The organism is Streptomyces sp. NBC_00988, from assembly GCF_045162645.1.
Lineage (GTDB): Bacteria > Actinomycetota > Actinomycetes > Streptomycetales > Streptomycetaceae > Streptomyces.
On record NZ_CP108730.1, the window covers coordinates 3133926 to 3160803 of the forward strand.

Below are 26878 nucleotides of genomic sequence, written 5' to 3' on the forward strand. Positions count from 1 at the left end.
GCTCGCTGGACGTCTCGTGCCTACAGACCCGGCAACACGTGCTCGAAGAACTCCCTGTCCGCGTCGAACGCCGGAGTCATCGTCAGGAACTCCGTCGGGGTCACCCAGCGGACCTCGGAGACCTCGCCCGGGTCGGGGACGATCGTGCCGTTGCCTGTTTCCGTGGCGGTCCACCAGTGGAGGCGGAAGGTGCCGTCGGCCGCGTCGGACTGCCAGACCTTGGAGAGGGGGGAGACCGTGAGGCCCACCTCCTCCTTGACCTCTCTGACCAGGGCCTCTTCCTGGGATTCGCCTGGTTCGAGTTTGCCGCTGAGGGGTGCCCAGTAGCCGGCGCGGGCCGAGTCGGGGCCTCGGCGGATGACCAGGACCCGGTCCGCTCGTCGGAGGACGGCGACGATCGCCTCGCGCGGGGCCAAGCGGGCTCCTAGAGTTCGGGGCGGCCGGTGGCCACCGCGTAGAAGGCGACCGCGGCCGCGGCGCCCACGTTGAGGGAGTCGACGCCGTGGGCCATGGGGATGCGGACCCATTCGTCGGCGGCTACCAGGGCTTGCGTGGACAGGCCGTCGCCCTCCGCGCCCAGCATCAGGGCCACCCGGTCCATGCGGTGCGGGGCCGCCTCGTCCAGGCTCTTCGCCTTTTCGTCGGGGGTCAGCGCCAGGAGCGTGAAGCCTGCCTCGCGGACCGACTCCAGGCCTTTGGGCCAGCTGTCGAGGCGGGCGTAGGGAACCGAAAAGACCGCGCCCATCGAGACCTTCACGCTGCGGCGGTACAGAGGGTCCGCGCAGTCGGGAGACAGCAGGACCGCGTCCATGCCCAGCGCCGCCGCCGAGCGGAAGATCGCGCCGATGTTGGTGTGGTCGTTCACCGACTCCATGACCACCACCCTGCGCGTGGTCTGGAGGAGTTCGTCCGCTGTGGGGAGGGGTTTGCGCTGCATGGAGGCCAGCGCGCCCCTGTGCACGTGGTAGCCCGTCACGCGTTCGGCGAGTTCCGGGCTCACCGCGTAGACGGGGGCCGGGAGTTCGTCGATGACGTCCCGCATGACGTCGACCCACTTCGCGGACAGCAGCATCGAACGCATCTCGTAGCCCGCGTCCTTGGCCCGTCTGATGACCTTCTCGCCCTCGGCGATGAACAGGCCCTCGGCCGGTTCACGCTTGCGGCGCAGCTCTACGTCGGTCAGGCCCGTGTAATCACGCAGGCGCGGGTCGTCGGGATCCTCAACGGTGATGAGATCGGCCACAGGGTGATACTGCCTTGTCCTGGGTGTGGTGCCAACGGCTGGGAACGGGTTGTGTTACCCGGGGTTACGCAACTGCCTTCGGGCCTACGGTGACCACCGCGCCGATGACGATCACCGCCGGCGGCTTCACGTCCTCGGCGCGTGCCGTCTCGCCGACCGTCGCGAGGGTCGCGTCCACCCGGCGCTGGGCGGCCGTCGTGCCCTCCTGGATCAGGGCGACGGGGGTGTCGGACGGCTTGCCATGCGCGATCAGGGTTTCGGCGATCTTCCCGATCTTGTCGACGCCCATGAGGACGACGAGGGTGCCGGTCAGCTTGGCCAGCGATGGCCAGTCCACCAGGGAACGCTCGTCGTCAGGGGCCACATGGCCGCTGACCACCGTGAACTCGTGTGCGACGCCTCGATGGGTGACCGGGATGCCCGCGGCGCCCGGTACCGAGATCGAGCTGGAGATGCCGGGCACGACCGTGCACGGGATGCCGGCCTCCGCGAGCGCCTGGACCTCCTCCATGCCACGGCCGTAGACGAAGGGGTCGCCGCCCTTCAGTCGTACGACCGACTTGCCCTGCTTGGCGTGTTCGATCAGGGCGTTGTTGATGGCCTCCTGGGCCATGTAGCGGCCGTAGGGGATCTTCGCCGCGTCGATCACCTCGACGTGCGGGGGTAGTTCGGCGAGGAGGTCGCGGGGGCCGAGGCGGTCGGCGATGACTACGTCGGCCTCGGCGAGGAGGCGGCGGCCGCGGACCGTGATCAGGTCCGGGTCGCCGGGGCCGCCGCCGACGAGGGCGACGCCCGGGGTGCGGGTGCGGTGGTGGGGGGCGACGAGGGTGCCGTCGCGCAGGCCCGCGACGACCGCGTCGCGGATCGCGGCGGTGTGGCGGGGGTCGCGGCCGCGGGCGTCCGTGGTGAGTACGGCGACCGTCACGCCCTCGCTGTGGCCCGTCGCCGGGGTCCATGCGGTGGCCTGGTCGGCGTCGTCGGAGCGGACGCACCAGACGCGGTTCGTCTCCGCCTCGGTGGAGGCCCGGTTGTTCGCTTCCGGGTCCGTGGTGGCGATCAGGGCGTACCAGGCGTTCGCCAGGTCGCCGTCCGCGTACGGGCGGCGCTCCCAGGTGATCTCGCCCGCGTCCGCCATCGCCTCCACGGAGGGGGTCGCCTCGGGGGACACGAGGGTGATGTCCGCGCCCGCCGCGATCAGCGCGGGGAGGCGGCGCTGGGCGACCTGGCCGCCGCCGAGGACGACGACCCTGCGGCCGGTGAGGCGGAGGCCTACGGGGTAGGCGGGGTTTTCGGCCATGAGGGTGCGGCTCCTCGGACGGGCGTGCGGTGGGCGCTACGGCTCTGGAGCGGCCCTGACGTGCGGATTTTAGAGTGCGTTCAGCGTACGGCGGGGGTGGGGTGGGCGCGACGGAACGCGTGCCCACCCCACCCCCGGTCCGGGTCGGTCTACTTCTCGGTGACGCCGGCCGAGTCGAACGTCGCCACCTCGTGCATCGCCCGCGCCGTGCTCTGCACCAGCGGCAGGGCCAGCAGCGCGCCCGTGCCCTCGCCGAGGCGGAGGTCCAGGTCGACCAAGGGGCGCAGGCCGAGCTTGTTCAGCGCCGCCACGTGGCCCGGTTCGGCGCTGCGGTGGCCCGCGATGCAGGCCGCGAGGACCTCGGGGGCGATCGCGCGGGCCACGAGAGCCGCGGCGCCGGCGCTGACGCCGTCCAGGATCACCGGCGTACGCAGGGACGCGCCGCCGAGCAACAGGCCGACCATCGCCGCGTGTTCGAAGCCGCCGACCGCGGCGAGTACGCCGATGGGGTCGGCCGGGTCCGGCTGGTGCAGGTCGATCGCGCGGCGCACGACCTCCGTCTTGCGGGCGAGGGTCTCGTCGTTGATGCCGGTGCCCCGGCCGGTGACCTCGGCGGGGTCGGTGTCCGTGAACACCGAGATCAGGGCGGCGGACGCGGTGGTGTTCGCGATGCCCATCTCACCTGTGAGCAAAGCCTTGTTGCCGGCCGCCACCAGGTCGCGGGCCGTCTCGATGCCCACCTCGATGGCCTGCTTGGCCTCCTCGCGGGACATCGCCGGGCCGGTCGTCATGTCGGACGTACCGGCACGGATCTTGCGGGGCAACAGGCCTGGCGTGGCCGGGAGTTCGGACGCCACACCGACATCCACGACGCACACCTCGGCGCCCACCTGGCTCGCGAAGGCGTTGCAAACCGCGCCGCCGCCAAGGAAGTTGGCGACCATCTGGGCCGTGACCTCCTGCGGCCAGGGCGTGACGCCCTGCGCGTGCACGCCGTGGTCGCCCGCGAAGATCGCGACGGCCGCGGGCTCCGGGATCGGCGGCGGGCACTGCCGGGACAGGCCGGACAGCTGCGCGGAGATGATCTCCAGCATGCCGAGCGAACCCGGCGGCTTCGTCATCCGCTTCTGCCGCTCCCACGCCTCGCCGAGCGCCTTCGCGTCCAGCGGGCGAATACCGGCGACGGTCTCCGCGAGCAGGTCGTGCGGGTCCTCGCCGGGCAGCGCCCGACGGCCGTACGTCTCCTCGTGCACGACCCACGACAGCGGGCGGCGCTTGGACCAGCCGGCCTGCATCAGCTCGGGCTCGTCCGGGAACTCGTCGACGTAGCCGACGCAGAGGTACGCGATGACCTCCAGGTGCTCCGGCAGGCCGAGCGCGCGGACCATCTCGCGCTCGTCGAAGAAACTGACCCAGCCGACACCGAGGCCCTCGGCGCGGGCGGCGAGCCAGAGGTTCTCGACGGCGAGCGCGGCGGAGTACGGCGCCATCTGCGGCTGCGTGTGCCGGCCCAGCGTGTGCCGGCCGCCGCGGGTCGGGTCGGCGGTGACGACGATGTTCACCGGGGTGTCGAGGATGGCCTCGATCTTCAGTTCCTTGAACTGCTTCGCCCTGCCCTTCGGCAGCGACTTGGCGTACGCCTCGCGCTGGCTCTGCGCCAGTTCGTGCATGTTCCGGCGCGTGTCGGCGGAACGGATGACCACGAAGTCCCACGGCTGCGAGTGCCCGACGGACGGCGCCGTGTGCGCCGCCTCCAGCACCCGCAACAGCACGTCGTGCGGGATCGGGTCACTACGGAAGCCGTTCCGGATGTCCCGACGCTCCCGCATCACCTTCAGCACGGCCTCGCGTTCGGCGTCGTCGTAGGCGGGAGCGGCAGGACCGGTGGACTCTCGTACGTCTTCCACTACGGCCGTGCTCTCTTCTTCCTGGTCAGCGGCCCGGGTGTCCAGGTCGTCCGCGTGCTGTACGAGTTCCGGGTCTGCCTCACGGGGGGCGGGTACGGCGGCGAAGAGTTCCTCTGTGACACCCGGTTGCTCCTCCACGGGGAGGACGAGCGGGTGCGGCGGAGTCGGTGCGAGGTGGGGGGTGGTGGGCACGGAGCCCTCCACCGGGACGAACCGGCCGAGGGAGTCGTCCGGGTGAGGCTGGGGGTGGGGCTGGGGCTGCAACTCCGGCTCCAGCGGGGCCGACTCCGTTACGTGGGATTCGGCTACGACGGGCTCGGGGGCCGGTGTGAATTCGGCTTCGGTGTCGGCGAGGGGCACGGCTTCGGGGGTGAGCGGTGTCTCAACTTCCGGGAAAGCGGCCGGAGTTGGCTCGGCTTCCTGGATGACCGCCGTCTCGTCGACCGGGGTGATCTCGGGAGCGTGAGGGGCTTCGAGAACCTGGTCCGGCGCGGGGGCGTACACGACGTCCTCTGCCTGGACCGGCTCCGGAGCGGCTACGGCCTCGGGCTCCTGCACGGCGTCCTGAACCAACACCGGCTCGGGGGCGACTTCCTGCGCGAGCACTTCTTCGGGAGCGTGCGCGAGTACGGGCTGGGCCACCTGCTCGTTAGCGGCCGCGAACCCGGCGTCGAAGCCCTCTTCGACTCCCGCCACAGGAACGGCCTCCGGCAACACCGCACCCTCAGAAGCGAACGCCTCCTCCGGAACCGGCACGACCTCAGGCTCCGGCGCGACATCGGAACCGGCGCCCGGCACGGGAGCCGGAACAGCGACCTGCGCCGACTCCTGCCCGGCAGCCACCGCAAACGCGTCCCCGGGAACCGGCACGGCCTCGAAGGCTCCCGCACCCTCCGGCACGTACCCGGCGTCACCACCGTGCCCGTCACCAGCAGGCACGAACTCCGCACCGGAGCCCGGCACCTCCACCTGCGCCTGCACCGGGGCCTGCGCATGGTCCTGCAGCTGGGTCTGCACCTGGGCCTGCTCGGCAACCAACTCCTCGGCGGCCTCGGGCAGTTGACCCACCTCAGCGACACCAACACCGGCGTGTCCGGAGCTCTCCGTGCTCACGTGGGCGAAAGCGGCCGCGGGCTCACCGTTGAACGACTGACCGTGCCCCTGCCACGCCCCACCCGCGTGGGGAGCCTGCGCCAAGTCGGCGTCCTTGCCGGTGCTCGCGCCCGCGGCCATGACCGGACCCGGCTCGGGCTCCGGCACGACGACCCCGGCGTCCAGGGCCATGGCGATCCCCCCGCCGACGGGCTCACCGGCGAACTGGCCGTCCGGTTTGCCAACCGGAACAACCGTTTCCGCTGTCGGCACCCCCGCGCTCACCGGAACCTGGGCGCCCCAGGGAGCCGCGCCCTGCGGGGGCAGGTCGCGGAGTTGGGGTGCGTCGAAGTACTCGGGGCCGGGCGTCGGCGAGCCCACCTGCCGTACCGGCGCCCCGGCGGGACCGCGGTCGGCGAGGGAGCGGACCGGGCTCGCGGAGGTGTCGGGGAGGGGCGGGCCGAGGTGCAGCGGACGGCGCGGCGGGACCGGCGCGGGCGGCGGCGGTGCGGACAGCCGGACGCCCCCCAGATCGACGGAACCGCTGTCACGGCCGGCCGTCTCATGCGGACCTGGCTCATGTACAGCAGCCTCAGGCGGAGCAGCCTCATGCAGAACCGGCTCGTGCGGCGCGGCCTCGTGTGCGGCAGCCTCATGCGCAGCCGGCTCGGGCAAGGGAGCCTCGTACGCGACAGCCTCGTGCGGAGCCGGTTCCTGCGGAGCGGCCTCGTACACACCCGGCTCCTGCGCGGCAGCCTCGTGCAGGCCCGGCTCGTAGGCCGCCGCTTCATGCGGGGCCGGCTCATGGAGCGTCTCGAAAACGGGCTCGGGGGCGGGAGGCGGGACCTCGTTGCCCCAGGCGCCCTGGGCGCCCGGGAGGAGCAGCAGGTCTTCGTCCTCGGCGGTGGTCTCGGAGAGGTAGGTGTACGCGCCGTGCGCGGGAACGCCTGGCTGTTCCACCATGCCTGCGTTCTCCGGCAGCCCCTCGGCCGGGATCTGGCCGGTGTCGGTCATGCGTACCCCTCGCCCATCGGTTAGTGCTTCTACGACCCGCTCACCGGGAACGGCGCACCGACCGCCCCGCAGTGGAGAACGAGCGTGCCTGTCCAGCGGCACGAACGACCCGACGCCAAAAGGCGACAAAGCCATTTAGACGACAAAGCCATTGACTGGCATTGTCGCGGCCGTTCGGCCGTCGCGACAGGTAGACCCGCGACGGCCCGCTGTGGACTGCGCCACGTTGCGCGTCCTCCGGTTCCGCCGTACCACACTCACCCCAAAACGGGCGGGTTTTCCGGACATTGACGAACGAAGTGCCGGGTCACCCGATGCGGTACAACAGTCCGCCAGCCTACCGCGCGCAGTACGACAACAGGATCACGGGGACGGTACGAGGGGTCAGGAAGCGCGCTCCGGAAGGAGGCCGCTGAGCAGGAACGCGACGCTCCGTTCCGTCTCCGTCCAGGCCCTGGTGTCGAGTTCGACGGACTGGAGGAGGGCGCACTCGACGTGGTAGCCGTGCTCCGTCAGGTCGCGGCCGACTAGTTCGGCCTCGTCGCGGGTGGCGGCGTGCGCCACGATGCGCTGCGGGCGCCGGTCGGCGACCGCGGAGACGACGGCCACTCCCCCGCCGCCGACCCGTACTACGTCGGGTTCGGGCAGGTTCTCCAGGATGTGCGGGGCGTCGCCCTGGACGATCTGGAGGTGCACGCCGAAGCTCCGGGCGGCGGAGTCGGTGCGGGTGCAGGCCTGGGCGTCGCGGTCGACGGCGATGACGGCGGCTCCGGCGCGGGCCGCCTCGATGGCGAAGGCGCCGCTGCCGCAGCCGATGTCCCACACGAGGTCTCCGACGCGGGGGCCGAGGCGGGCGAGTTGGGCGGCCCGGAGCAGATCCGTCTCGCCTTCGCCGAGCTCACCGCCGTAGGCCTCGGCGGGGAGGGTCCAGCCGCGGGCGACCGCGGACGGGTCGCGGCCGGCGATCCAGCCCTCGCCGGTGGTCCCGGTGACGGACGGGCCGACCGGGCCGCCCATCACGATGACGACGTTGGGGTCGCGCCAGGTGCGGTCGGCGGCCTTGTCGGAGGTGAGGACGGTGACCTGCTCGTGCTCGGTGCCCAGTTCCTCGCAGATGACGAAGGTGCGGTGGACGCCCTCCATGAGGAGACCGAGTTCGGCGGGTCCGGCGCCCGGTGAGGTGAGGACGGCGACTTTTGTGTGGGCCCGGCACACGTTCACCGCGCGTCGCAGGGTGCGCCTGTGTGCGACCACCACCTGTGCGTCGTCCCAGGGCATCCCGGCGCGGGCGAAGGCGGCGGCCACGGAGGAGACCGCGGGGACGACCTCCACCTCCAGGCCGAACTCCGGTGCGCGCAGGGTCCGTACGACTCCGAAGAAGCCGGGGTCCCCGTCGGCGAACACGACCGCGGTGCCGCGGTGCCCTGCGATGCGGCGGGCGGCGAGGGCGACGCTGCCGAGGCGGATGCGCTCGGCGCGCGGCAGTACCTCGGGGAGCGCGAGATGGTGGGGCGCGCCGGCCACAAGGGTGGCGGCGGCGAGGGCGGAGCGTGCCGCGGCGGTCAGCGGAGAGCCGTCCCAGCCGATCACCGTGACGCGGTCGGCCATCGTCGTCAGTCTCCAGGGGTAATTCGCAGGTCGTCGGGGAAAGCGGCCCGTACGCGGGCACCGTGAGGGTACCTGGTGCGGCTGGGCGGTGCTCCCGTGGTCGTACCCGCCGGATTCAGTTCCAGTCGGCGAGTGACGTGAAACCGTCGATGTCCTCCAACTGTTCAGCCGTGCCCTCCAGGTCCTCCGGGAGGAGGCTCCACACGATGAAGTCGGTGCGGACGTCGCTCCAGGTGCCGTCGTCGGCGTGGATATGCGCTATGCACGCGCCCCGCAGGACGCCCTCGCTGATGCAGCCGATCTTCTGGGCCACCTGCTGGGAGGCCGTGTTGTCGGCGGCGGTGCGCAGCTCGATGCGCTCCAACTTCTGGTCCCCGAACAGCCATTGGGCGGTGGCGAGCGCGGCCTCGGAGGCGTAGCCCTCGCCGCGGGCCCAGGGCGCGATGATGTACGACAGCTCGGTGGACCGGATGTGCCAGTTGGTCTTGGTCAACTGGACGATGCCGACGAGCCGTTGGGTGAGGAACTCGGTGACGGCGAGGTCGAGGCCGCGGCCCGAGGTCCGCTCGGCGGGCGCGTAGCCGGTGATCCACCGCCGGGCGCCGGCCTCGGTGAACGGCTGGGGGACGTCGGTCCAGGCCGCGACCTGCTCGTCGTTCATCATCTCCGTCAGCGCGGGGATGTCGTCCTCGTCGAGGGGCCGGAGCACCAACCGCTCCGTGTTGATGGAGATGTTGGGGAAGGTGCTCGTCATGCGCCGCTCCGTAACCTTCGGAAAATGTTCCGGGCCTACCTGAACTGCCCAGCATGCAGCATGAAAGCGGGGAACCGCACCACGGGGTCCACTCATGGTGAGGGCGTGGACCCCGTGCGTGGTGATACGCCGTATACGCCCCCGTCAGCCGGAAGTGACCGGCAGGACAGAGCCCTTGTACTTCTCCGCTATGAACTTCTTCACGTCGGAGGAGACGAGAAGCTTCGCGAGCTTCTCTACGCGGGGGTCGTCCTCGTTGCCGCGTTTGACGGCCAGGAGGTTGGCGTAGGGGTTGTCCTTCGCCGACTCCAGGAGGATCGCGTCCTTGGCAGGGCTGAGGCCCGCGTCCTGGGCGTAGTTGTTGTTGATGACGGCCACGTCCAGGTCGTCCAGCGAGCGCGGGAGTTGGGCCGGGTCCAGCTCCTTGAACCTCAGGTGCTTCGGGTTGGCCGTGATGTCCGCGGGGGACGCGTCCGTGCCCGCGCCCTTCTTGAGCGTGATCAGCCCCTTGGCGGCGAGGAGTTTGAGGGCGCGTCCCTCGTTGGTGGTCTCGTTCGGCACGGCGACGGTGGCTCCGTCGGCGAGCTTGGCGATGTCCTTGATCTTCTTGGAGTACACGCCCATCGGCGGCAGATACGCCTTGACGACCGAGACCAGGTCGGTGTTCTTGGACTTGTTGAACTCGTCCAGGAAGGGCTGGTTCTGGTAGAGGTTCGCGTCCAGCGAGCCCTCCTGGAGCGCGGTGTTCGGCAGGACGTAGTCCGTGAACTCCCTGATCTCCAGCTTCAGTCCGGCCTTCGCGGCCAGGTTGTCCTTGATGTACGTCAGGACCTCGCCGGCCGGCACGGCGGTGGCGCCGACGACGAGCGCGCCGTCGGCCTTGCCGCCGCTCTTGCCTGAGCCGGAGCCTGAACCGCAGGCCGTGAGGCCGAAGAAGGTCACGGCCAGTCCGGCCGCCGTGACAGCGATGCTCTTGCGCATGGTGATTCCCCCGACTCTGTTCAGAAGGACGGTCAGAAGGACGGGATGACGGAACCGGCGTACTTGTCCTCGATGAACTTCTTCACCTCGGGCGAGGTCAGCAGCTTCGCGAGCTTCTTGACGCGCGGGTCCTTCTCGTTGCCCTTCTTCACGGCGAGGAAGTTGCCGTACGGGTTGTTCGTCGCGGACTCCAGGATCAGGGCGTCCTTGGCGGGCTTCAGGCCCGAGGAGATCGCGTAGTTGCCGTTGATGACGGCCGCGTCGACGTCGTCCAGGGAGCGCGGGGTCTGGGCCGCCTCCAACTCCTTGAACTTGAGCTTCTTCGGGTTCTTGGTGATGTCCGCGGGGGTCGCCTCGTTGCCCACACCGGACTTGAGGGTGATCAGCCCGTTGGCCGCGAGCAGCTTGAGGGCGCGGGCCTCGTTCACGCTGTCGTTCGGGACGGCGACCGTCGCGCCGCTCTTGAGGGCGTCGGCGCTCTTGACCTTGTGGGAGTAGAGGCCGAGCGGCTCCAGGTGGACCGTGACGACGGGCACGATGTGGGTGCCGTTCTTCTTGTTGAAGTCGTCGAGGTACGGCTGGTTCTGGAAGTAGTTGGCGCCCACCGAGCCGTCCTCCGTCGCCGTGTTCGGCGTGACGTAGTCGGTGAACTCCTTGACCTCCAGGTCGAGTCCGGCCTTCTTCGCCAGGTGGTCCTTGACGTAGTCGAGGATCTCGGCGTGCGGGGTGGGGCTCGCGGCGACGACCAGCGGTCCGCTGTAGTCGGAGGCCGAGGAGGAACCCTTGTCCGAACCGCAGGCCGAGAGCGCGAAGGTGAGGGCTCCGGCGGCGAGGACGGCGGTGGTGAGCTTTGCGGTGTTACGCACGAAAAGTGCCTTTCCTGAAGGGTGTTGCGTGGTACGACCCCGCGTTGGGTGGTGCGGGGAGCCTTGGGGGATGCCGGGGTGTGCTTACGCGGCCTTCAGCAGCCGGAGCCTCGGCGCGGGTCCTGACTGTCCGCCGCGCCGGTGCACGGAGCGGGCCGCGTAGTCGCCGGCGAACTGGATGAGGGAGATGACGACCGCGAGGATCGCCACGGTGATCCACATCAGCTGGGTCTCGAAGCGCTGGTAGCCGTAGCGGATGGCGATGTCGCCGAGGCCGCCGGCGCCGACCGTGCCCGCCATCGCGGAGTAGCCGATGAGCGCGACGATCGTCGTGGTGGTGCTGGAGATCAGCGAGGGCAGGGACTCCGGCACGAGGACCTTGCGTACGACGGTCCAGGTGTTGCCGCCCATCGACTGCACGGCCTCGACGAGCCCGCCGTCCACTTCCCGGACAGCTGTCTCAACAAGGCGCGCGAAGAAGGGGATTGCCCCGATCGCGAGCGGCACGATGGCGGCCTCGCGGCCGATGGTCGTGCCGGTGATGGTCCGGGTGAAGTTCATCAGCGCGACCATGAGGATGATGAACGGCAGCGAGCGCGCGACGTTCACGATCTGCCCGATGACCTTGTTGGCGGCGACGTTCTGGAGCAGTCCGCCGCGGTCGGTCAGGACCAGCAGGATGCCGAGCGGAAGCCCGCCGACGACGGCGATGACCGTGGACCAGCCGACCATGTACAGGGTGTCCCAACACGCCTGGGACAGCAGCGGCTGCATCTCCGACCAGGTCACTTGGCACCTTCCTTCAGCAGTACGGGCTCCTGGCCCAACACGTCGATCTGCAGGCCCTGTTCGCGCAGGAAGCCGATCGGCACGACGTTGTCCTCGTAGCGGCCGGGCAGTTCGATGCGCATGCGGCCGACCTGGAGTCCGCCGACGGTGTCGATGGCGGCGCCGAGGATCGAGATGTCGATGTTGTAGGTGCGCGAGAGCTGGGAGATGACGGGCTGGGTGGCGGCCTCGCCGTGGAAGGTGACGTCGACGACCGTGCGGTCCGCGCCGTGCGCCTCGCCGCTGACCGGGAACAGCGCGGAGGCCAGCTCGGAGCCCGGGGTCGCGAGCAGTTCGCTCACCGTGCCGGACTCGACGATGCGGCCGTTCTCCATGAGCGCGGCCGAGTCGCACACGTTCTTGACGACGTCCATCTCATGGGTGATGAGCAGGACGGTCAGGCCCAGCTGCCGGTTCAGGTCGCGCAGCAGCTGGAGGATCGAGCGGGTGGTCTCCGGGTCGAGCGCGCTGGTGGCCTCGTCGGAGAGCAGCACCTTGGGGTCGCCGGCCAGCGCGCGGGCGATGCCGACGCGCTGCTTCTGACCGCCGGAGAGCTGCGCCGGGTAGGACTTGGCCTTGTCGGAGAGCCCGACGAGGTCGAGGAGTTCGAGGGCCTTGGCGGACCGTTCCTTCCCGGACTTGCCAAGGATTTCGAGGGGCAGCTCGATGTTGTCCTGCACGGTCCGCGAGGAGAGCAGGTTGAAGTGCTGGAAGACCATGCCGATACGGCTGCGCGCCTGCCGGAGTTCCCGTCCGGCGCGCGGTCCGCGCCCGGCGAGGGCGGTGAGGTCCTGCCCGGCGACGGTGACCGTGCCGGCGGTGGGCTTCTCCAGGAGGTTGACGCAGCGGATGAGCGAGGACTTGCCGGCGCCGGACTGGCCGATGACGCCGTAGACCTCGCCTTCGCGGACGTGGAGATCGACGCCGTCGAGGGCGGTGACCTCACGGCCGCGTGAGCGGTAGACCTTGGTCAGGCCCGATGTGGTGATCACTGGGGTTCCATGACTGTCGGGTACGCGGGCGTGGGTGTGCCCTGGTACGAGGGGGGAAATGTGCGCGGGGCGGCGTCAGTCACGTACGAGATGCGAGGTACGGACATGCCACGGCGGCTCGCTTCGGGGCGCGAGGCTCGGGGCGCAAAGCCCGGGGGTGGTGCGGGGGGCCCTCTAGGAGGCGCACATTCGACACATACAACGAGCACCGGGCGTCAGGGTCGCCTCGGTCGCAAGGGTGCGGCTGCTCGTCGTGGTCATGGAATCAGTAAAGCAGACGTACGGTCCTGACAAACTGCCGCTGTCCGCATGCCGGACAGCGGCGGACGCCCGTCAGCCGCGTACGGAGATCTCCACTCCCCCGTCGCTGACCAGCGCGGACAAGGCTGACAGGTCGCTCACAACAAGGTCGGCGTCGAGCTCGTGGGCCTCGTGCGTTGTGGCCAATGCCACGGTGATCATTCCGGCCGCGCGGCCCGCCTGGAGTCCCGCCGGGGCGTCCTCGAAGACGACACAGCGGGCCGGGTCGACGCCCAGCTGGCGTGCGGCGAGCAGGTAGGGCTCGGGGTCGGGCTTGCCGCGGGTGACGTCCTCGGCGACCACGAGGGTCTTGGGGAGGATGCCGGCGTGCGCGAGCCGGGCCTCGGCGAGGCGCCGGGTGGCGGAGGTGACGACGGCCCAGCGGTCGGCGGGCAGCGAGTCGAGGAAGTCCCGGGTGCCGGGCAGCAGGGTCGCGCCGCCGTTGGGCACGTCCTCGACCTCCAGCGCCTCGATCCGTGCGACCGCGGCCGGGACGACGTCGGCGGGCAGCAGGTCGGCGGCTATCGCCACGGCGGTCCGCCCGTGCAGTTCGACCCGGGCGAAGTCCTCGGCGGTGATCCCGAACTCCTCCGCCCACCGGGTCCAGCACCGGCGCACGGATTCGAGGGAGGAGACGAGCGTGCCGTCGTTGTCGAACAGGAGGGCCTCAGCGTGGATCTTCATGTTCCCGACCCTACGGTCACCTGCCTTTTGGCCCGTAATAGGGTCACTGCATGCTTGATGCCCTGACGCTGGCGACCGGTGTCGCCGCGCTGCTGCTCGCCACCTGGTGCGGGTGGGCGGCCTACCGTGATCAGCCGACCAAGGACTGGCACTTCATCGGCATGGCCGTCGTCACCCTGCTGGCCACGGTCCAACTGGTGGTCGGCATCGTGCAGTTGGCGCGCGGCGAGAAGGCGGAGCAGGGCACCGTGATCTTCGTGGCGTATCTGTTGGGCGCGTTCGCGTCCGTCCCGGCGGCGGGCTTCATGTCCCTGACGGAGCGCACGCGTTGGGGTTCGATCACGGCCGCGGCCGGCGGTGTGGTCCTCGCCGTGCTCGAAGTGCGGCTCTACGACATCTGGGGAAGCTGAGATGACCACCGTGGAAGAGAACACCGTGGAAGAGAAGCCCAAGAGGCTCATCAGCGGGCCCGGCATGCTGCTCGTCTGGTTCTACGGCGTGATGGTCGTCGGCGCGGTCTCCCGCTCCGTCTACCAGATCGCCACCGAGTTCGACCGGGCCCCGCTCGCCTACTCCCTGTCCGCCGTCGCGGGCGTGGTGTACGGATTCATCACGTACTCCCTGATCCGCGGCGGTGAGAAAGCCCGCCTGGCGGCACAGGCGTGCTGCGCCGCCGAACTCGCGGGTGTCCTGATCGTCGGTACGTTGACCGTGTTCGACAGCTCGGCCTTCCCGGACGCGACGGTCTGGTCGTACTACGGCGCGGGGTACATCTTCATCCCCGTGCTGCTGCCGCTCTCCGCGCTGTACTGGCTGCGGAAGAACCGCACGGCCGACACTGCCGACACCTCCGACACCGTCACGCCGTAGCGACGTACGCCTCCACCGGCTTCTCCAGGACGATCATCGGTACGCCGTCGTCGCCCTGGGAGGTTCCTACGGTCTCGTAGCCGACGCGGCGGTACAGGCGGAGGTTGCCCTCGCTGCGGTGGCCGGTGTGGAGGCGGAACTTCTTGGCGCCGCGCTCCCCGGCGAGGGCCGACTCGGCCGCGCGGAGGAGGCGGGCGCCGATGCCGTGGCCCTGGAGGCGTGGGTGGACGCAGAGTTTGCCGATGGCCGCCGCGCCGTCCTCGGTCACCGTGCCGCGGACCGATCCGACCACCTCCTCGCCCAGCCGGGCGACGAAGACACAGTCGGAACCGACCTCGGCCCGGACCGAGTCGAGGCTCTGGAGGAGCGGGTCGATGCGGTAGTTGCCGTACAGCGCCGCCTCGCTCTGGAAGCACAGGTACTGCAGCCTGAAGATCTGCTCTGAGTCCTGCTCGGTCGCCACCGAGATGGTCACGCTCATGCCCATGTGCGCACGCCTCCCGCTCACCTGATCGCCACTTGATTCCTCACTCCTATCCCCGTGCTTCGTGGGCCGCAACCTCCGGCGCCAGCAATCGCCGAAGACATCCCAGACATCTGGAACGTTCCGGGCCGAGACTGCCCTGTGAGATACCCAACTCCCCCGCGATCTCGCGGTAGGTGAGGTCCTTGGGCGACAGCAGCGCCTCCATCAGCCGGGGGCAACGGCCCGGCAATCGGCTCACCGCGTCATGCAGCGCGCGATGCCTCGCCGCCGTGAGCGCGGCCTGCTCGGGGCCGCGATCGCTGTCGTCGACGGGCTCGTCGCCGTACGACTGTTCGAGGCGGGCGGTACGACGGCTGCGCCGGGCCTCCGAGCGGACCGCGCGGCGGAGCCAGCGCTGGGGGTCGACCGGTGGGCCGGAAGCGTCGAGGAGCTCCAGGAGGCGGAGCCAGACGGCCTGTTCGAGGTCGCCGGGCTCGGTTCCGGAGGCATATGCCTCCGCGGACGCCTCGGCGGCGAGCAGTGGGCGCAAGGTGGCGACAAGTTGGTGCGTCATATGCGGCACGACGCGGCCGCCCCGGCGCGAGGTTGCCGGGGCGGCCGTCTGTCACTCCAACGGGGCGCGGGGCTCAGCCGTTGACGAAGTCCGCGCGGGCGAGCAGACCAGTGTCGGCGTTGTCGGTGAAGACACCGTCGATGCCCGTGGCGAAGTAGCGCTTGAAGGCGCCGAACGCGTCGCCGTAGGCGTCCGGGGCGGTGCCCTTGCGGTACTCCAGCGGCAGGAAGGGGTTCTCGTTGCGCATGGTGTAGGGGTGCAGGATCAGGCCCGCCTTGTGCGCGTCGGCGACCAGGGTGGTCTCCTTGTTGAGGCTGCCGTCGGCGTTCTTCGTGATGATCAGGTCGAGCGTCGGGCCCAGGCCGTCCGCGTACGTCGCGATCTCGGCGAGACCCTTCGGCTTGACCAGGTCGTCGACCGTGCGGGGGTCGCCCTGGTCGATGAAGTCGAAGGGCTGGGTGCCCGTGCCGGACAGCAGCACGACCAGCGGGTTGCCGACGAGCTTGTTGATCTTCGCGATGCTGGTCGGCTCGAAGGACTGGATGAGGACCGGGGAGTTCTTACGGTCCTTGCCGTGCTTGCGCAGGATCGTCGAGAGCAGCTTCTCCATCTCGAACCCGCGCTTGCGGAAGTAGGTGGGGTGCTTCATCTCGGGGTAGATCCAGACCTGCTTGCCGCGCTTGCGGGTCTGCTCGTCCTGCCACTTGAGGACCTCCTCAAAGGTGGGGATCTCCCAGCGGCCGTTGTAGAGCGTGTTGTGCGGGCGGTTGACCGGGATGCGCTCGATCGCGCGCAGGGTCTTCAGCTCGGCGAGCGTGAAGTCCTCGGTGAACCAGCCGGTCGTCGAGACGCCGTCGAGCAGCTTGGTGGTCTTGCGGCTCGCGAACTCGGGGTGGTCGGCGACGTTCGTCGTGCCGCCGATCTCCGGCTCGTGCCGGCAGACCAGGTGACCGTCCTTGGTGGGGACCAGGTCACCGGCCTCGACGATGTCGGCACCGAGGTCGAGGGCCAGGTTGTACGAGCCGAAGGTGTGCTCCGGGCGGTAGCCGCTGGTGCCGCGGTGACCGACGATCGTCGGCTTGGGCAAGTCCTTCAGGCCACCGCCTCCGTGGCGTGCCGTCGTCGCCTCGGCGGCTCTCGCCGCGCCCGCCGGTCCGAGTGCGGCCACTCCCGCGCCGAGCACGGCCGCGCCGAGCAGCGCCCGTCGTCCGGTGCCGTTCGCTCGCTCGTTCGGCCCCTGCGTTCCCTGCGTGTCCATGAAGCCTCCTGGCGTCGCCCCGTCGGTGCGCGCCGATCGTAGGTGCGCGTACATGACGAACGGGAGACCTCGGCCGGAACACGGCGGTGACGCTGGATGTCGTACCGGCTGGCAGGTTTGACTCGCCGTCACCAAGGAACGCGAGATGCGTCACAACATGGCGGCCCGGTTACGGGACGGTCCTGGCGCGGCACCGCAGGTAAACGTGCGTCAACACTGCGTAAGACCTCGGTGAACCCGATGTGCAATACCCCGGGCGCCGCGAGTATCGTCCTCACCTGCACAGATTTATATCGAACCCCTTGACACCGGAGGGCCCGTTGTCCCGCTTCGCGCTCATCAAGGCACTGCTCGGACCGATCATGCGCCTGATGTTCCGCCCCCGGGTGGAGGGAATCGAGCACATCCCGGGAGACGGTCCGGTGATCCTGGCCGGCAACCACCTCACGTTCATCGACTCGATGATCCTTCCGCTGGTCTGCGACCGGCAGGTGCTCTTCATCGGCAAGGACGAGTACGTCACCGGTGAGGGATTCAAGGGCCGTCTCATGGCCTGGTTCTTCACCGGCGTCGGCATGATTCCGGTGGACCGGGACGGGGCGAACGGCGGGGTCGCGGCGCTGATGACCGGGCGTCGCATCCTGGAGGAGGGCAAGGTCTTCGGGATCTATCCCGAGGGCACGCGGTCGCCCGATGGCCGCCTGTACCGGGGGCGCACCGGGATCGCTCGGCTCACGATGATGACCGGGGCGCCTGTTGTTCCGTTCGCGATGATCGGCACGGACAAGTTGCAGCCAGGTGGGGCGGGGTTCCCCCGGCCGGGGAAGGTCACTGTTCGGTTCGGTGAGGCGATGGAGTTCTCTCGGTACGAGGGGATGGACCGGGATCGGTATGTGCTGCGGGCTGTGACCGACTCTGTGATGACTGAGGTCATGCGGTTGTCGGGGCAGGAGTACGTCGACATGTACGCGACCAAGGCAAAAGCCGCTTAAGGGTTCGTTGCCGGGTGCGGGTGCGTGGGTGCTGGTCGCGCAGTTCCCCGCGCCCCTCAAGACAATTCCCTTACCCGGCGTCTTCGAGTTTCTGGTTCTTCAGCATGAACCAAGCCGCAACTGCCGTTGCCAGTAGGACTGTTGCGCCTACCGCCGATGCCACGCTGAGGCCGCTGACGAAGGCTTCTCTCGCCGAGGTCAGCATTTCCTGGGACGCGTGGGTCGGCATGCCGGCCGCCGCTTCCACCGCGCCGCCCAACGACTCGTGCGCACCGCTCGGTGTCCCCGCCGGAGCTGCGAAGTCCCGGTACACGCCCGTCACGATCGAGCCGAGTACGGCGATGCCCAGGGCCGCGCCCAACTCATAGGCCGTCTCCGATACCGCCGATGCCGCTCCCGCCTGTTCCTTCGGTACGGAGGAGAGGACGACGTCGGCTGTCACCGTGAAGGAGAAGCCGGCGCCTACGCCGACCACCAGGAGCGCGGCGCCCAGGAGCGGGTAGCCGGTCGACTGGTTGAGGGTTGTCAGTACGGCCAGTGCCAGGCCCACCGCCGCCAGGCCGCCGGCGACCACCGCGCGGACCGAGAAGCGGCGGGCTGTCCTTCCCGCGATCAGGCCCGCCGCCACCGCGCCTACGGCAGCGGGGATTTCGGCCAGCCCCGCCTCGAACGGGCCCCTGCCCTGGACCAGTTGTAGGTACTGGGAGAGGAAGAACACCAGGCCGGACAGGCCGAGGATGGTCAGCAGGTCGGCGAGGACGGCCGCGCTGAAGCCGCGGTTGCGGAACAGGCGCATGTCCAACAGGGGTGCGGGGAGCGTGAGTTGGCGGCGTACGAACCAGTACAGGGCCGCCGCACCCAGCGCGCCCACCGCGAGTGAGGGCAGCTCGAAGCCGTGGGTCGCCGCCTCCTTGACGGCGTAGACCACGCCGATCACACCGGTCAGGGAGAGCGTGACGCTGATCAGGTCCCAGGGGCCGGGGTTGGGGTTCTTGGACTCGGGGAGCGTCTTGATGCCCACCAGGACCAGGACCGCCATCACGGGCAGGTTGATGAGGAAGACCGAGCCCCACCAGAAGTGTTCGAGGAGGAAGCCGCCGGCCACCGGGCCGACTGCCGTACCGGCGGAGGCTGTTGCGCCCCAGATGCCGACGGCGAGGCTGCGTTCGCGCGGGTCGTGGAAGAGGTTGCGGATCAGGGCGAGGGTGGCGGGCATCAGGGTCGCGCCCGCGACCCCGAGCAGCGCCCGCGCCAGAATCATCAACTCCGGTGTCGTGGCATAGGCGTTGAGGATCGATATCGCGCCGAACGCCGTGGCTCCGATCAGCAGGATCTTCTTCCGGCCTATGCGGTCGCCAAGGCTGCCCATCGACACGAGCAGGCCCGCGATGACGAAGGAGTAGACGTCACCGATCCACAGGAGCTGGGTGCCGGACGGCTTCAGGTCCTCGCTGATGTAAGGCGTCGCGAGGCCCAGGACGGTCGCGTCCACGGCCACCAGCAGCACGGCGAGCACGAGGACGGAGAGCGCGAGCCAACGGCCCGGGCGCTTCTCCGTCTCCGTCGCGATCGCCGGCTGCAGGGTGCTGGTCATGATCCCTCTCTCTGTGTTTCGTCTCGTCGTAGTGCGCCGCCGAGCAGCAGCTCGGCGATCATGCGCGTGAAGTCCCTGGGGGCGCCCTTGCCGCTCTGCACCATCCAGGCACCGGAGGCCAGCAGGCCGAACAGCGCCTCGGTGAGCCAGGCGGGCGTCAGGTCGATGCGGAACTCGCCGTCCTGCTGGCCGCGCCGGAACACGGCGGTGATGCGGTCGTCGATCCGGGCCCAGCCCTCGTGCTGTTCCTCGCCCTCGAACAGCTGGTTCTCGGTGTAGAGGAAGGCGAGCAGGCCGGCGGCCGGTTCGACCTCGCGGACGAGCCGCCGTACGGCGTCCTCCGCGGGGCCCTCGTCCAGTCGCGCCGCCTCCAGCGCGCTCTCGCACTCCGCGATGCCGAGCGCCTCCAGCGCCCGCACGAGCGCGTCGCGGCCCGCGAACTGGCGGTGCAGCGTGGCCCGGCTGATCCCGGCCGCCTTGGCGACCTCGTCCATGGTGGACGTGGATTTCCGGGTGAGCAGCGCGGCCGCGCTGCGGAGTACGTGGTCACGGTCGACGGCCATGAGACAACAGTAACCCATGTGAGACACATCTGTCTCACAGTGGGCACACGTGACTCATGGTTCGGGTCGGATCAGGTGATCGTCAGTGCCAGGGCAGCGAGCTCCGCCGCGCCCAGTACGTGTGCGGGTCCTCGGCCAGCGCGTCGAGGCGTGCGAGCTGGTCGTCGCTCAGGTCCACGACCGCCGCGTGCAGGTTGGAGGCGAGCTGCCCCACGGTCGCCGCGCCGGAGAGGGCCACGCCTGCCCACGGCCGGCGCAGGATCAGGGCCAGGGCGATCGCGTCCGCACCGAGTGACGTCTCTTCGGCTACGGCCTTCAGGGCGTCCGGTGCGTACGGCTCCGCGAGCCTGCCGTTGGCCATGCCCTCCTTGACGATCACCGCGAGGCCGGCGTCGTGCGCCTCGGCGAGGGCGGGGCCCGCGGAGGTCTCCAGGGCGTTGTACGTCGACTGGACCGTGCGGAAGAGGGGCTCGCCATCCACCGTCACGGTGAGCGCGGCGCGGATGGCGTCGGCCTGGGCGGGGCCGCTGGTCGAGAAGCCGATGGTCACGCCCGTCGCCGCCAACTCGGCCAGTTTCGCGTGGAGTTCCTTGTCGGTGAGGGCCGGGCTGTCCGGGGTCACCGAGTGGATCTGGTAGAGGTCCAGGCGGTCGCCGAGCAGGTCGGCGGTCTCGGCGCGCTGGCGGTCGTAGGTCCGGACGCTGTGGTCCTTGACCTCGTGCTTCTCGGCGTCCGTGGTCCAGTCGGCGGTGTAGGTGTAGCCCCATTTGCTGCCGACCACGATGTCGTCCAGGTCGGGGTGGGCCTTCAGCCAGTCGGCCAGGAACTCCTCGGAGCGGCCGTAGGAGCGAGCTGCGTCGAAGTAACGGACGCCCTGCGCGTACGCGGCGTCCAGGAGTTCGTGGCTTCGGGTGCGGAGTGCCTCTACGGTGCGGGTCTCTCCGAGGTCTTTTTCTCGGCCCAGGTTGATGTAGCCGGGGCGGCCTACTGCGGCGAGGCCCAGTCCGATGTGGCTGGTGGGGGTTGTCGCGTTGGCCAGTCGGGCGAAGGGCATCGCGGGCTCCGTTGGTCGGCTGTGGTGCGGCTGCTGACCAACGTAACCCGGGATGACCTTCGCCCTGGAGCTCGGGGGCTTGGGGTGCGTTTCGCGGGTGCGCGCGTCGTGGTTGCTCGCGCCCACGCGGCGGAGCCGCAGATCGACACAGCCCCGCGCCCCTAAAAAAGTCGCCCCTACCGCTTGTTTTTAGCAGTGGCCCACTCGTGCTGGGCCGCCAAGTCCCGCTTCACCTCTGCCAGTTGGATCGCCACCGCGCTCGGGGCCGTGCCGCCTCGGGCGTTGCGGGACGCCAGGGCACCCGGGACGTTGAGGACCGTCCGCACCTCCGGGGTCAGGTGGGCGGAGATCTTCGCGAACTGTTCGTCCGTCAGGCCGTCCAGTTCGATGCCCTCGGCCTCCGCCACCTTCACGCACTCGCCGGCGACCTCGTGGGCCACCCGGAAGGGAACGCCCTGCTTGACCAGCCACTCGGCGATGTCCGTGGCCAGGGAGAAGCCGGCCGGGGCCAGTTCCTCCATGCGGTCGCGGTGGATGGTGAGGGTGGCCATCATGCCGGTGAACGCCGGGAGCAGGACCTCCAGTTGGTCGATGGAGTCGAAGACCGGCTCCTTGTCCTCCTGGAGGTCGCGGTTGTAGGCGAGGGGGAGGGCCTTGAGCGTGGCCATCAGGCCGGTCAGGTTGCCGATCAGGCGGCCCGACTTGCCGCGCGCCAGTTCCGCGATGTCCGGGTTCTTCTTCTGCGGCATGATCGACGAGCCCGTGGAGAACGCGTCGTGCAGGGTCACGAAGGAGAACTCCTTCGTGTTCCAGATGATGATCTCCTCGGCGATCCGGGAGAGGTTCACCCCGATCATCGCCGTGATGAAGGCGAACTCGGCGACGAAGTCGCGGGACGCCGTGCCGTCGATGGAGTTGGCGACACTGCCGTGCTCGAAGCCGAGGTCCTTCGCCACCGCCTCCGGGTCCAGGCCGAGGGAGGAACCCGCCAGCGCTCCCGAGCCGTACGGCGAGACAGCCGTCCGCTCGTCCCACTGGCGCAGGCGTTCCGCGTCCCGGGACAGGGACTGGACGTGGGCCAGCACATGGTGGGCGAACAGCACCGGCTGGGCGTGCTGGAGGTGGGTGCGGCCGGGCATCGCCACGTCCGGGTGAGCCTCCGCCAGGCCGACCAGCGCGTCCTGGAGGTCGGCGATGAGGCCGCCGACCGTGCGGGCGTGATCGCGCAGGTACATCCGGAAGAGGGTCGCGACCTGGTCGTTGCGGGAGCGGCCCGCGCGCAGCTTGCCGCCGAGGTCGGGGCCGAGGATCTCCAACAGGCCGCGTTCCAGGGCCGTATGGACGTCCTCGTCGGCGATGGTGCCGACGAGGGAGCCGTCGGCGACGTCCGCTTCGAGCTGGTCGAGGCCCGCGAGCATCCGGGTCAGCTCGTCGTCCGTCAGGAGGTGCGCCTTGTGCAGCACGCGCGCGTGGGCGCGGGAACCGGCGATGTCGTAGGGCGCGAGCCGCCAGTCGAAGTGGACGGACGCGGAAAGCTTCGCCAGGGCCTCGGCGGGACCGTCGGCGAAACGACCGCCCCAGAGCCGTACGTCACCGCTGTTGCTGCTCACTTGCGCTGCTCCTCAAAGGCCGTGGATGGGGGTCGTCGTTCTGTGGTGCCCCTGCATTGTCTCGCATGCATGATTATGCAGAGCTCTGTATGATTCGTCAATTTGAAGAGATCTTGAACATCAGCAACCGCTTTCCCGTACCTCTCGCCGAACGCAGGCGCCGCGTTCCCCCCCACGAGTCACCCCTTGTTCACCCCTGACCCGAGTGAGGCATTCGCATGTCCAGGGCTCTCCCCAAGTACAACAAGCGTCGCGTCGTGTTCATCGGCGGTGCCGCCGCCGTGGTGCTGTCCGGCGCGGTCATCGCCGGGTCCGCTCTCGCCGGGACGCCGGACAAGAGCAGCACCGCGCAGAGCGCCCGGACGTTGTCCGACCCGGGGACGATCTCCTGCCCCGACGTGAAGTCGCAGCTGCCCGCTGTTCCGGCTTCGGCGCAGGCCGAGGTCGACCGCAACCTCGCCCTTCTCGACACCCAGATCGCCGAGGCCAACAAGCGCCTCGTCGACACCGTCGGACAGGGCGGCGCCAACTTCGTCCAGAACGCGATCCTCGGCCCGCTGAAGGACAAGCGGGTCTCGACCATCGACCGGATCGCCATCTCCATCGGCCGTCAGGGCACCAAGCCGACGGGTCTCGACTCGCTGGCCACCTGCGCCCTCAACACTGGTGGGACCGACGTCGGCGGGGCCGAGACGGGCGGAACCGACACCGGTGCGACCGACACCGCGACCCCGAGCGCCACGGCGTCCGCCACCGACGCGGCCGGAGGGACGGACACCACCGCGGCGGCCGGGACCATCTCCTGCCCCGACGTGAAGTCGCAGCTCCCTGCCGTTCCGGCCTCCGCTCAGGCCGAGGTCGATCGCAACCTCGCCCTTCTCGACACCCAGATCGCCGAAGCCAACAAGCGCCTCGTCGACACCGTCGGACAGGGCGGCGCCAACTTCGTCCAGAACGCGATCCTCGGCCCGCTGAAGGACAAGCGCGTGTCCACCATTGACCGGATCGCCATTTCCATCGGCCGTCAGGGCACCAAGCCCTCCGGTCTGGACTCCCTGGCCGCCTGCACGCTCACCAAGTGACGTGACAGGCAGCCGTGGCCGCCCCGATGAACGCCGGCCGGGGCGGCCACGGTGACGCCCGGACCGGTCGCGTCCTCCCTGTTCGGCCCAACTGAGCTGCCGTCACCTCGTCCGCGCTCTACCGTCTGAGCCATGCGTCCCGGTGTTCTCGCCCTTGCGTCCGCGTCCGTCCTTCTGCTGCTCGGTGCGGTGCCCGCGCATGCGGTGGAGCCTCCGGCACCCTCGTCGCTCGCTGACACCGGGGGTGGGAGTCAGCTGCTCCTCGCTCAGGCGTCGCGCACCAACTCCACGGCGGGGACGCTCAGTTGGTGGGAGCGGCGGGGTGGGGTGTGGGTGAAGGTCGGGTCTGCGGCTGCTCGGTTCGGGGCGAAGGGGCTCGTCGAGGGTGGGGCGCGCAGGCAGGGGTCCTCTACGACTCCGACCGGGTTGTACGACCTGCCGTATGCCTTCGGGATCAAGGCGGCTCCGGGTGGGACCAAGGCCAAGTACCGGCGGGTGGGCGGGAGTTCGTGGTGGTGTGAGGACACTCTGTCTCGGGTCTACAACCGGTGGAGTGAGCCGCTGGCGAGTGATTGCCGGGCGTCCGAGTCCGAGCGGTTGATCTCCTACGCGACGCAGTACGCGTACGGGTTCGTCGTCGGGTTCAACTACGCCAAGCCCGTGAAGGGGCGTGGGGCCGGGATCTTTCTGCATGTCAACGGGCGTGGGGCTACCGCCGGTTGTGTGTCCGTGCCGGGGGATGCGATGCGGAGGATTCTGCGGTGGGCTGATCCTTTGCGTGAGCCGCATATTGCGATTGGGACAGTGGGCGGGGCTACGGCTATTACTCGGTACTGAATCGCGAGAGTGCCGTTCGGTTTTCGGTTGTACGGCGGGTGCGGGCCGGATGTGGCTGGTCGCGCCCACGCGGCGGAGCCGCGCATCGACACAGCCCCGCGCCCCTGAGGGGGTTCAGGCCGCCGGAAGCCACACCGTGAACGTTGTTGAGCCCGGGCGGCTCTCCAGGGTCACGCTTCCTCCGTGCGCCTCCGTCACCGCCGCCACGATCGACAGGCCCAGGCCCGCTCCTCCTCCGCTTCCTCCCCCGCCCTCCGTTCGTCGGCGGTCCGCGCGGGTGAAGCGTTCGAAGACTCCCGGCTGGACCTCTGTCGGAACCCCCGGGCCGTCGTCGTGGACCACCAGGCGGGTCGCCCCGCCGTCGGTTTCCGCCTCCACCGTCACCGTCACCTTCGTGCCAACAGGCGTGTGCAAACGTGCGTTGGCCAACAGGTTGGCCAACACCTGTTGGAGGCGGTGGGCGTCGCCCGTGACCGTGACCGGTTCCTCGGGGAGTTCCAGGGTCCAGCGGTGGTCGGGGCCGGCGGCGCGTGCGTCGGCGACGGCGTCGAGGACCAGGTGGGTGAGGTCGACGGGGCGGCGTTCGAGGGGGCGGCCCGCGTCGAGGCGGGCGAGGAGGAGCATCTCGTCGACCATGACGCCCATGCGGGCGGACTCCGCCGCTATGCGTTCCAGCGCCCGGGTGACCTTCGGCGGGACGGGGTCCGGGTGCAGCAGGGCGAGTTCGGCGTGGCCCCGGATCGACGCCACCGGTGTGCGCAGTTCATGGCTGGCGTCGGCCGCGAAGCTGCGCAGCCGTTCCTCGCTGGCGTGCCGGTGGGTGAGCGCGTCCTCGACATGGCCGAGCATGCGGTTGAAAGCGGCGGCGACCCGGCCCACCTCGCTGCGCGGGTCGGACTCGGGTGCCCTGGGCGGCAGCGTCACCTCGCCGCTGGCCAGCGGGAGTTCACTGACCCGGGTGGCCGTGGCGGCGACCCGGCTGAGGGGCCGTAGCGACCAGCGCACCCAGAGCGCGCCCGCGAAACCGGCGATGAGGAGGGCCGCGCCGAAGACGATCGCCTCGACCGTCTCCAGTCGGTGGACGGTGGCCTCCACCGACTCCAGCGGGAGTCCGGTGATCATCACGTCACCGTCCCGGCCCGCGGCGGCGAGGACCCGGTATCTGCCGAGGGACGAGAGGTGGATGGTGTGGGCCCTGCCGTCGACCCGGACCGCGGCGAGTTCCCGCCGGTCCCGCGCCGTCAGGGCGACCTTCAGATCGGTCGTGGTGTCGTCCTTGTCCGCGGGCACGACCGCCGCGTTGGTGACGGTGCCGTCGACCAAGCGGGCGCCGAACGTGCCCGGTGCCTGCCGGCGGGTGTCGCCGCGTTCCCGGTCGTCGGCGTCGTGGTCGGTCAGCGTCTGGCCCTTGTGCTCCAGGCTGGCCGGGAACTGGGTCCCGACCTCGGTCAGCTGCTGGTCCAGGCGTCCGGTGAGGAAGCCGTCCAGTTCGATCACCGCGGCCACCCCGACGGCCGCGCAGCTGACCGCGAGGAGTACGACCAGGCCCGCTGTCAGCCGCGCGCGCAGGGTGTGCGGCCAGCGCAGTCCCCGTAGCCCCCGTAGCCCCCTGCTCAGTCCCCTGCGCATCAGGGCACCGGCTTGAGCACGTACCCGGCCCCGCGCACGGTGTGGATCATGGGCGCGCGGCCCGCGTCCACCTTCTTGCGCAGGTACGAGATGTACAGCTCGACGACGTGGGCCTGGCCGCCGAAGTCGTAGGACCAGACGCGGTCGAGGATCTGGGCCTTGCTGAGGACGCGGCGCGGGTTGCGCATGAGGAAGCGGAGCAGTTCGAACTCGGTCGGCGACAGTTCGACGAGGTCGCCCGCGCGGGTGACCTCGCGGGCCTCCTCGTCCATCACCAGGTCCCCGACGGTCATCCGGGGGCCCTCCTCCTGCTGGCGGGCCATGCCGGCGCGGCGCAGGAGTCCACGCAGCCGGGCGACGACCTCCTCCAGGCTGAAGGGCTTGGTGACGTAGTCGTCGCCGCCCGCGGTGATGCCGGCGATGCGGTCCTCGACGGTGTCCCGGGCGGTGAGGAAGAGCACGCAGACGTCGGGCTTCACCTCGTGCAGGGAGCGCAGCACGGCGAAGCCGTCGGTGTCCGGGAGCATCACGTCGAGGACGACGGCGTCGGGCCGCAGCTCGCGCGCGCCGACGAGCGCGGAGGCGCCGTCACCGGCCGCGCGGACCTCCCAGCCCTCGTAGCGCAGGGCACCGGACAGCACCTCGGCGAGGTCGGGGTCGTCGTCGACGACGAGGACGCGCACGGGGGTGCCGTCGGGGCGGGTGAGGGCCGGTCGGCCGGAGCGGGTCGTGTTCATGGCGTTTACCAGCATCTCCCCTGGCGGCGCCCCCGGCCGCCGTGAG

General features: G+C 70.1%; 25 protein-coding genes. 5 read left to right on the plus strand and 20 right to left on the minus strand.

Annotation, left to right across the window (positions count from 1 at the left end; translation table 11 throughout):
* Window positions 1-20: 20 nt before the first annotated feature.
* The 11 genes from OG496_RS14220 to OG496_RS14270 form a co-directional block, all read right to left on the minus strand.
* Window positions 21-416: an NUDIX domain-containing protein gene (locus tag OG496_RS14220; protein ID WP_405971114.1), complete on the minus strand. Its 396-nt coding sequence runs from the start codon at window positions 414-416 to the stop codon at window positions 21-23.
* A gap of 8 nt (window positions 417-424) precedes the next feature.
* Window positions 425-1243, minus strand: a complete 819-nt coding sequence (locus tag OG496_RS14225; RefSeq protein ID WP_019059837.1) for an RNA methyltransferase — start codon at window positions 1241-1243, stop codon at window positions 425-427.
* 64 nt (window positions 1244-1307) lie between these two features.
* Window positions 1308-2540 (minus strand): uroporphyrinogen-III C-methyltransferase, encoded by a 1233-nt coding sequence (gene cobA, locus OG496_RS14230; protein WP_405971115.1) that lies wholly within the window; start codon window positions 2538-2540, stop codon window positions 1308-1310.
* A 149-nt stretch (window positions 2541-2689) separates the two neighbouring features.
* A complete protein-coding gene (gene cobT, locus OG496_RS14235) occupies window positions 2690-6553 on the minus strand; it encodes a nicotinate-nucleotide--dimethylbenzimidazole phosphoribosyltransferase (protein ID WP_405971116.1) in 3864 nt (1287 codons plus the stop codon).
* Window positions 6554-6937: 384 nt separating this feature from the next.
* Entirely contained in the window at window positions 6938-8161 is a 1224-nt protein-coding gene (gene cbiE, locus OG496_RS14240) for a precorrin-6y C5,15-methyltransferase (decarboxylating) subunit CbiE (protein WP_366495543.1), read from the minus strand.
* Window positions 8162-8276: 115 nt separating this feature from the next.
* Window positions 8277-8915: a GNAT family N-acetyltransferase gene (locus OG496_RS14245; RefSeq protein ID WP_405971117.1), complete on the minus strand. Its 639-nt coding sequence runs from the start codon at window positions 8913-8915 to the stop codon at window positions 8277-8279.
* 144 nt (window positions 8916-9059) lie between these two features.
* A complete protein-coding gene (locus OG496_RS14250) occupies window positions 9060-9896 on the minus strand; it encodes a MetQ/NlpA family ABC transporter substrate-binding protein (RefSeq protein WP_405971118.1) in 837 nt (278 codons plus the stop codon).
* A 32-nt stretch (window positions 9897-9928) separates the two neighbouring features.
* Window positions 9929-10762 carry a MetQ/NlpA family ABC transporter substrate-binding protein gene (locus OG496_RS14255; RefSeq protein WP_399396311.1) on the minus strand — a complete coding sequence of 278 codons (834 nt, stop codon included), beginning with the start codon at window positions 10760-10762 and terminating at the stop codon, window positions 9929-9931.
* Between the two features lie 84 nt (window positions 10763-10846).
* Window positions 10847-11551, minus strand: a complete 705-nt coding sequence (locus OG496_RS14260) for a methionine ABC transporter permease (protein WP_366495547.1) — start codon at window positions 11549-11551, stop codon at window positions 10847-10849.
* Window positions 11548-12582 carry a methionine ABC transporter ATP-binding protein gene (locus OG496_RS14265; RefSeq protein ID WP_405971119.1) on the minus strand — a complete coding sequence of 345 codons (1035 nt, stop codon included), beginning with the start codon at window positions 12580-12582 and terminating at the stop codon, window positions 11548-11550. Before OG496_RS14265 ends, OG496_RS14260 begins: the two co-directional genes overlap by 4 nt.
* 333 nt (window positions 12583-12915) lie before the next feature.
* On the minus strand, window positions 12916-13566 hold the full coding sequence (locus tag OG496_RS14270; RefSeq protein WP_366495549.1) for an HAD family hydrolase: 651 nt from the start codon (window positions 13564-13566) through the stop codon (window positions 12916-12918).
* Window positions 13567-13616: 50 nt separating this feature from the next.
* Here OG496_RS14270 and OG496_RS14275 point away from each other — a divergent pair, with 50 nt between their 5' ends.
* Together OG496_RS14275 and OG496_RS14280 are read left to right on the plus strand one after the other, a co-directional pair.
* Window positions 13617-13976 (plus strand): hypothetical protein, encoded by a 360-nt coding sequence (locus OG496_RS14275; protein WP_405971120.1) that lies wholly within the window; start codon window positions 13617-13619, stop codon window positions 13974-13976.
* 1 nt (window position 13977) lies between these two features.
* Window positions 13978-14436, plus strand: a complete 459-nt coding sequence (locus OG496_RS14280; protein ID WP_405971121.1) for a hypothetical protein — start codon at window positions 13978-13980, stop codon at window positions 14434-14436.
* Here OG496_RS14280 and OG496_RS14285 read toward each other — a convergent pair.
* The 3 genes from OG496_RS14285 to OG496_RS14295 all read right to left on the minus strand — a co-directional run bounded on the left by OG496_RS14285 (window position 14426) and on the right by OG496_RS14295 (window position 16734).
* Window positions 14426-14923 (minus strand): GNAT family N-acetyltransferase, encoded by a 498-nt coding sequence (locus OG496_RS14285; protein ID WP_366495551.1) that lies wholly within the window; start codon window positions 14921-14923, stop codon window positions 14426-14428. The two genes, OG496_RS14280 and OG496_RS14285, sit on opposite strands and share 11 nt — an antisense overlap.
* Window positions 14924-14969: 46 nt before the next feature.
* On the minus strand, window positions 14970-15476 hold the full coding sequence (locus OG496_RS14290; protein ID WP_405971122.1) for a sigma-70 family RNA polymerase sigma factor: 507 nt from the start codon (window positions 15474-15476) through the stop codon (window positions 14970-14972).
* A 73-nt stretch (window positions 15477-15549) separates the two neighbouring features.
* The gene (locus OG496_RS14295; protein ID WP_405971123.1) at window positions 15550-16734 is read right to left on the minus strand and encodes a glycerophosphodiester phosphodiesterase; all 1185 of its coding nucleotides are present in this window, start codon (window positions 16732-16734) and stop codon (window positions 15550-15552) included.
* Window positions 16735-17054: 320 nt separating this feature from the next.
* Between OG496_RS14295 and OG496_RS14300 the strand changes: the two genes are divergently transcribed.
* Window positions 17055-17726, plus strand: coding sequence for a 1-acyl-sn-glycerol-3-phosphate acyltransferase (locus tag OG496_RS14300; protein WP_019059854.1), 672 nt, complete (start codon window positions 17055-17057; stop codon window positions 17724-17726).
* A 70-nt stretch (window positions 17727-17796) separates the two neighbouring features.
* Here the strand turns inward: OG496_RS14300 and OG496_RS14305 are convergent, their stop codons facing one another.
* The 4 genes from OG496_RS14305 to argH all read right to left on the minus strand — a co-directional run bounded on the left by OG496_RS14305 (window position 17797) and on the right by argH (window position 22547).
* On the minus strand, window positions 17797-19320 hold the full coding sequence (locus tag OG496_RS14305; RefSeq protein WP_405971124.1) for an MFS transporter: 1524 nt from the start codon (window positions 19318-19320) through the stop codon (window positions 17797-17799).
* Complete coding sequence (locus tag OG496_RS14310; RefSeq protein ID WP_405971125.1) at window positions 19317-19883, minus strand: TetR/AcrR family transcriptional regulator; 567 nt, start codon at window positions 19881-19883, stop codon at window positions 19317-19319. Before OG496_RS14310 ends, OG496_RS14305 begins: the two co-directional genes overlap by 4 nt.
* 82 nt (window positions 19884-19965) lie before the next feature.
* Window positions 19966-20937, minus strand: coding sequence for an aldo/keto reductase (locus tag OG496_RS14315; protein WP_405971126.1), 972 nt, complete (start codon window positions 20935-20937; stop codon window positions 19966-19968).
* Window positions 20938-21113: 176 nt separating this feature from the next.
* Complete coding sequence (gene argH / locus OG496_RS14320) at window positions 21114-22547, minus strand: argininosuccinate lyase (protein ID WP_405971127.1); 1434 nt, start codon at window positions 22545-22547, stop codon at window positions 21114-21116.
* Between the two features lie 218 nt (window positions 22548-22765).
* Here argH and OG496_RS14325 point away from each other — a divergent pair, with 218 nt between their 5' ends.
* Together OG496_RS14325 and OG496_RS14330 are read left to right on the plus strand one after the other, a co-directional pair.
* Window positions 22766-23629: a hypothetical protein gene (locus tag OG496_RS14325; RefSeq protein WP_405971128.1), complete on the plus strand. Its 864-nt coding sequence runs from the start codon at window positions 22766-22768 to the stop codon at window positions 23627-23629.
* A 132-nt stretch (window positions 23630-23761) separates the two neighbouring features.
* Window positions 23762-24466, plus strand: a complete 705-nt coding sequence (locus OG496_RS14330) for a L,D-transpeptidase (RefSeq protein ID WP_405971129.1) — start codon at window positions 23762-23764, stop codon at window positions 24464-24466.
* A gap of 114 nt (window positions 24467-24580) precedes the next feature.
* Here the strand turns inward: OG496_RS14330 and OG496_RS14335 are convergent, their stop codons facing one another.
* Together OG496_RS14335 and OG496_RS14340 are read right to left on the minus strand one after the other, a co-directional pair.
* Window positions 24581-26095, minus strand: a complete 1515-nt coding sequence (locus tag OG496_RS14335) for a sensor histidine kinase (protein WP_405971130.1) — start codon at window positions 26093-26095, stop codon at window positions 24581-24583.
* Complete coding sequence (locus OG496_RS14340; protein WP_366495561.1) at window positions 26095-26832, minus strand: response regulator transcription factor; 738 nt, start codon at window positions 26830-26832, stop codon at window positions 26095-26097. Before OG496_RS14340 ends, OG496_RS14335 begins: the two co-directional genes overlap by 1 nt.
* Window positions 26833-26878: the final 46 nt, after the last annotated feature.

Coding starts and splice junctions, on each gene's coding strand:
- OG496_RS14330 (WP_405971129.1), top strand. CDS start 23,762: ATGCGTCCCGGTGTTCTCGCCCTTGCGTCCGCGTCCGTCCTTCTGCTG.
- cbiE (WP_366495543.1), bottom strand. CDS start 8,161: ATGGCCGACCGCGTCACGGTGATCGGCTGGGACGGCTCTCCGCTGACC.
- cobT (WP_405971116.1), bottom strand. CDS start 6,553: ATGACCGACACCGGCCAGATCCCGGCCGAGGGGCTGCCGGAGAACGCA.
- OG496_RS14245 (WP_405971117.1), bottom strand. CDS start 8,915: ATGACGAGCACCTTCCCCAACATCTCCATCAACACGGAGCGGTTGGTG.
- OG496_RS14270 (WP_366495549.1), bottom strand. CDS start 13,566: ATGAAGATCCACGCTGAGGCCCTCCTGTTCGACAACGACGGCACGCTC.
- OG496_RS14290 (WP_405971122.1), bottom strand. CDS start 15,476: ATGACGCACCAACTTGTCGCCACCTTGCGCCCACTGCTCGCCGCCGAG.
- OG496_RS14305 (WP_405971124.1), bottom strand. CDS start 19,320: ATGACCAGCACCCTGCAGCCGGCGATCGCGACGGAGACGGAGAAGCGC.
- OG496_RS14335 (WP_405971130.1), bottom strand. CDS start 26,095: ATGCGCAGGGGACTGAGCAGGGGGCTACGGGGGCTACGGGGACTGCGC.
- cobA (WP_405971115.1), bottom strand. CDS start 2,540: ATGGCCGAAAACCCCGCCTACCCCGTAGGCCTCCGCCTCACCGGCCGC.
- OG496_RS14250 (WP_405971118.1), bottom strand. CDS start 9,896: ATGCGCAAGAGCATCGCTGTCACGGCGGCCGGACTGGCCGTGACCTTC.
- OG496_RS14295 (WP_405971123.1), bottom strand. CDS start 16,734: ATGGACACGCAGGGAACGCAGGGGCCGAACGAGCGAGCGAACGGCACC.
- OG496_RS14315 (WP_405971126.1), bottom strand. CDS start 20,937: ATGCCCTTCGCCCGACTGGCCAACGCGACAACCCCCACCAGCCACATC.
- OG496_RS14275 (WP_405971120.1), top strand. CDS start 13,617: ATGCTTGATGCCCTGACGCTGGCGACCGGTGTCGCCGCGCTGCTGCTC.
- OG496_RS14280 (WP_405971121.1), top strand. CDS start 13,978: ATGACCACCGTGGAAGAGAACACCGTGGAAGAGAAGCCCAAGAGGCTC.
- OG496_RS14310 (WP_405971125.1), bottom strand. CDS start 19,883: ATGGCCGTCGACCGTGACCACGTACTCCGCAGCGCGGCCGCGCTGCTC.
- OG496_RS14340 (WP_366495561.1), bottom strand. CDS start 26,832: ATGAACACGACCCGCTCCGGCCGACCGGCCCTCACCCGCCCCGACGGC.
- OG496_RS14285 (WP_366495551.1), bottom strand. CDS start 14,923: ATGGGCATGAGCGTGACCATCTCGGTGGCGACCGAGCAGGACTCAGAG.
- OG496_RS14325 (WP_405971128.1), top strand. CDS start 22,766: ATGTCCAGGGCTCTCCCCAAGTACAACAAGCGTCGCGTCGTGTTCATC.